The following is a 4,644-nucleotide window of genomic DNA, read 5'->3' as shown; positions in this document are numbered from 1 at the left end:
TCGATAAAAGTTGCCGGTGCATGCGGCATATGTTTGCTAAGATTTTAAGCATAAACCTATGTTTGCTGAGCAACCGTTTTATTTAATGGCCGCCCCCGATATACCGATAAAACAACCGTCAGGCCAGGTGTTGTTATCGCCATCCCCGCCATCGTTCTGATTATTGTCCCCATTCTCATTTGTTTGGAGGTCGTTGACGCCGTCCACTGCAAAATAAGCTGGTGTGTTCATACCCCAGATCGCGTCACTGTCCGACGATGTCAGGCTGAAGGTTATCTTTTTCACCATACCCAAGCCGCTTAAGTCCACCCAGGTCCAGGTATCGACAATATCGGTCCCGTTAGCCAGCAAAAATTCGACGTCTCCGGTCTCGATACCGCTGGCATCCTTCCCCGTTATGGTCAGCTTAAACCAGTCTCCTGCTTCGAATTTTTTGGCAAAAACATCCCCGTTCAACATTGAGTAATAAGTATAATTGGTGTTTGTGAAAAAAGCACCGGAAACAACCTGTGGTTCGTCAAAGGTGATTTCGGGTTGCAATGAAGCAAAGGCATTGCAATACCCCACGGCATAATTAGCGGACTCCTCGGCGCCACTTCCGGGGATAACCATGTACTGACCGTCCAGCCCGGAAGTCGTTGTATCCGTGTAATTTGCATAGGCAAAAGCGCTCCAAGAGCTGTAATCCCAATCTTTATCATAAGAATAGTAATTGTTGTATGTAGCAACCCCACTGGTGAAACTATCCGTTGCCGTGTAGGACCCCTCCAGAGCGGAGCCGTTCCAATGAGCCTCAGCTGCCAGAGTCAGGTTCTCAAAATCCCCGGTGGTGTCCAAGGTATCCATGGCAAAATAAGCCGGTGTGTTCATACCCCAGGTCACGTCACTGTCTGACGATGTCAATGTGAATTCAATCGTCTTCACAGTCTTCAGAGCACTCAAATCTACATAGGTCCATGTATTGACGATATCGGTTCCATCGGCCAACAGGAATTCGACGCTGCCGGTTACCGAACCGTCCTCCGCCTTTCCGGTAATAGTCAGTTTAAACCAGTCTCCCAGTTCAAATTTCTTTGCAAAGGCATCCCCGTTCAGCATGGAATAGTAAGCATAATTGGTGTTGGTGAAATAGGCGCCAGACACTTCCTGGGCGGTATCGAAGCTTATGGCTGGTTGCCCTGCCGCATAAGTGTTGCAGTACCCCACGGCGTAAATCGCACTACCGTTCTGGCCGCCAGCGGCGATGGCGGTGTATTGGCCGTCCAATCCCTGGGCTGCCGTATCGGTAAGGTTCGAGTAGGCGAACCCTCCCCATGAAGCGTACATGTATTTCGCGTCATAGGCGTAAAAATTATTGAAGAAAGCACCTCCGGTACTAAAGACATCGGTGGCGCTATAGGAGCCTTCCAGATTGGACCCATTCCAATAGGCGTCCGTCGATAGCGTTAAATTTTCCAAGTCGCCGGTGTCGGATGCAAACGTCATTGCCGTTGAAAACATGCTCAGGCAAATCAATATGACACATAATCTTTTCATCGCTCCTCCATAAGGGTTGGCAGAGATACAAAGTCCTATGCCCTTAAAAACAAAAAATCCCCTGATCCATTGCTGAATCAGGGGATGTCCCTTTTTTATCCTCTGGTCAGGTCTGCCCCGGTCCTCGGAAAGCAAGACACATATCTGTTCATCGAGTCAGGTTTTCTGGCTCCCGGATCCTCCTACTGGCCACGCCTTCCCATCCTTTGACAACAGGACAGTGGCATGTCGTGGTTTTCGTCCCCGGTTACAGCGGCGGGCCCGCCACCGATTTCAACGGTGTTCCCTGTGCGCCCCGGCGGGTTTTCCCCGCTCGGGCTTCTCGATCATTTTTCAACTGTTGATGTAATGAATCGGGAAATGCTTGTCAAGCCAAAACCTAATCCTGGGATTCAAGGGGGAAAAAGCGCATAGCTCATAGCTGATAGCAAGCCACGAGCTCATCTCTATTTCACTCGAGCCCCGGAACCCTTGGATCCTCCACGCCTTTTTCCTAACCTTGTCACACGGAGGTCTTTGACCTTGTAAGAGGGCGTTTTTTCCCATTCCCTGTGTGGGATATTAATATCTCGACCATTTTTAGGGAAACTGGTATAGGGTGGCGCCATGAAGCCAAACCGTCAAGCCAAATGCCTTTCCATCCTGGGAACCGCCTCGGATGTGGGCAAAAGCATCGTGACTACAGCCCTGTGCCGCTGCTTTTCCCGCAAGGGCCTTACGGTGGCGCCCTACAAGGCCCAGAACATGTCCAACAATTCCGGGGTCACCCCGGAGGGGCTGGAAATGGGGCGCGCCCAGATCGTCCAGGCGGAAGCGGCCGGCATCCCGCCGCACGTGGACATGAACCCCGTTTTACTCAAACCCACCAGCGGCGCCGGATCCCAGTTGGTGCTCATGGGCGCGGCGCAGGACGAGCATGTTGCGCGGCGGTATTACCGGAAAAGGAACGCATTGTTCGAGATCGCCGCGGCAGCCCTGGACCGTCTGCGGCGGGACAACGACCTGGTGGTCATGGAAGGCGCGGGCTCCTGCGCCGAAGTCAACCTCTTGCGCACCGACTTCGTCAATCTGAAAATGGCGGCCCATGCGGCGGCCCCCGTCATCCTGGTGGGCGACATTCACCGCGGGGGTATTTTTGCCCAGCTCGTGGGAACGCTCGCATGTCTCCCTGAAAAACGGCGCAGTCAGATCGCCGGGTTCATCGTCAACCGGTTCCGGGGCGATATCGACCTCTTCAAAGAGGGGGTTGAGTGGATCGAGCGGGAGACGCAGCGGCCTGTCTTCGGGGTGCTGCCCTGGTACCACCACATATCCATCGAATCCGAGGACGCCGTGGCCATCGAAAACCCGGATGCCGGGGCCGTCGACGATCGCCACGTACCGGCAATTGCGGTTGTACGAATGCCGCACATCTCCAATTTCACCGATTTCGATCCGCTTGACAGGGTCGAGAACCTCTCCCTGCATTTCATGGAAAAGCCAAGGGATCTCAAAACCTTCAAGGCTGTGATCATTCCCGGATCCAAGAACACCCGCCATGATCTGAAGTGGCTGCAGTCCTTGGGCTGGACCGATGCACTGAAGCGTTACGCTGAAAACGGCGGGTTCATCCTGGGCATCTGCGGCGGCTACCAGATCCTGGGCCGGGCGGTGCACGATCCCGAAGGCATCGAAGGCGAACCCGGCAGTTCCCAAGGGTTGGGCCTTCTTCCGGTCGAAACGGTCCTCGAAACCCCCAAAACGACTACCCTGACCCGGTTCTCCTGGCAGGGAATCGACGGTGCGGGCTACGAAATCCACATGGGGGTGACGGCGGTTGACGGCAATCGGCAGCCCTTTGAAATCACGGAGCGCAATGCAACTCCCTGCCGTGAAAGGGATGGATGCGTGAGCGACAATCTGCGCATCATGGGCAGCTACCTACACGGCCTGTTCGAAACACCGGCTGTCTTGCGGCTGTGGCTGGACACCCTGGGACTGGGCCATCTCTCCGTGCCGGATGTCGGCGGTTTGGAAGCCAAAAACCGGCAATACGACCTTCTGGCAGACCATTTCGAACGCCATGTGGACCTGGATGCCGTCGCCGCGCTGGTGGGAATTTAAACGATACCGACTGCCATAGGTCTATTCCCTACATGTTCAGGAGTTATGGGAAAGCACGATATACAGTAATTATTGATAACTTTGCGTCAAAATATGGTAAAAGCCTATAATTAACATTTAATTATATATAAATTAATTGACAATTGAGTCGATTCCGTGTATGAAGACTGACATCATGCAGTTGAAGGACCGCCCCATAATAGCCGGTAATCTTTCTGAATAACGCGTTATCATTTGACTTTACAGGTAAATAGCATGGAATTGTCGACAATATTGATTATCTCGGCCTTAATGGTTTCCTGCTTCGTTACCATTGCCTTCATCGGTATTTTTATCGTGAAATATCGACCCTGAGGCGCGACAGGAACCTCAGGTCCTTCTACGAAGCGACATCTATCCGGCCGGCATAGACTCCTTCCTGATTCCATTCCATGAGGAGAAATCAATTGAACCCCAAAAAGAAAGAACTTGTCAATCGCATCAGACAAACATTGCATTTGTCTGAAATAGATGCGTCGGACAAAGACCTTCTTGAATGCTTTGTAAATACGACGTTAAGCGACAGCATCGACTGTGCCGTCGCCGATGAGGAATTGAGGCACGTTTTTAAAAAACACTGTCATTCGATGCCATTCCAACCGTAAATTCCAGCTCGACCTCACCGTTGCATCTAGGATTTCGGATCTGGTTCATGTAAGCTTGAAAAAGGGACATCACCACGTGGTAATGCCGCAGGTAATCTGGATTTTGGGCTGCGGCGGCGAGGATCTCGGGGGAGAGTTCGCGGAGCATCTTGTCCGGATTGTGGCCGCTCTCCTTCCAGGCCTGCCGGTTGAGCATTTTGAACAGCATGCGTGCTCGGGGGTACCAACTCCACCAGAGATTGGATGCCAGATCCCGCAGGCCTTCAATGCCTTCGGGAAGGTGGATGCATGCGCTTTCAGGGGTCGGCATGGCCTATCTCGTTGAAAATGAATATACGTCTGTTTCTGAAAATTTGTTGGT

The 4,644-nt window shown here is 52.5% G+C and carries 3 protein-coding genes and 1 riboswitch; of the genes, 1 reads left to right on the top strand and 2 read right to left on the bottom strand.

The features are described 5' to 3' along the window. Window positions 1–78: 78 nt before the first annotated feature. A complete protein-coding gene (locus LJE94_07920; protein ID MCG6910034.1) occupies window positions 79–1,536 on the bottom strand; it encodes a DUF4465 domain-containing protein in 1,458 nt (485 codons plus the stop codon). 137 nt (window positions 1,537–1,673) lie between these two features. Then, window positions 1,674–1,876, bottom strand: a riboswitch (cobalamin riboswitch). A 266-nt stretch (window positions 1,877–2,142) separates the two neighbouring features. Between LJE94_07920 and LJE94_07915 the strand changes: the two genes are divergently transcribed. Continuing rightward, window positions 2,143–3,639: a cobyric acid synthase gene (locus LJE94_07915; GenBank protein ID MCG6910033.1), complete on the top strand. Its 1,497-nt coding sequence runs from the start codon at window positions 2,143–2,145 to the stop codon at window positions 3,637–3,639. A 606-nt stretch (window positions 3,640–4,245) separates the two neighbouring features. On the opposite strand, the gene LJE94_07910 is transcribed toward LJE94_07915, so the two are convergent. Continuing rightward, the gene (locus LJE94_07910; GenBank protein ID MCG6910032.1) at window positions 4,246–4,593 is read right to left on the bottom strand and encodes a DUF3417 domain-containing protein; all 348 of its coding nucleotides are present in this window, start codon (window positions 4,591–4,593) and stop codon (window positions 4,246–4,248) included. Window positions 4,594–4,644: the final 51 nt, after the last annotated feature.

Source organism: Deltaproteobacteria bacterium, from assembly GCA_022340465.1.
Classification (GTDB): Bacteria; Desulfobacterota; Desulfobacteria; order Desulfobacterales; family B30-G6; genus JAJDNW01.
This window is presented reverse-complemented; position numbering and strand designations above follow the sequence as displayed.

Coding starts and splice junctions, on each gene's coding strand:
- LJE94_07920 (MCG6910034.1), bottom strand. CDS start 1,536: ATGAAAAGATTATGTGTCATATTGATTTGCCTGAGCATGTTTTCAACG.
- LJE94_07915 (MCG6910033.1), top strand. CDS start 2,143: ATGAAGCCAAACCGTCAAGCCAAATGCCTTTCCATCCTGGGAACCGCC.
- LJE94_07910 (MCG6910032.1), bottom strand. CDS start 4,593: ATGCCGACCCCTGAAAGCGCATGCATCCACCTTCCCGAAGGCATTGAA.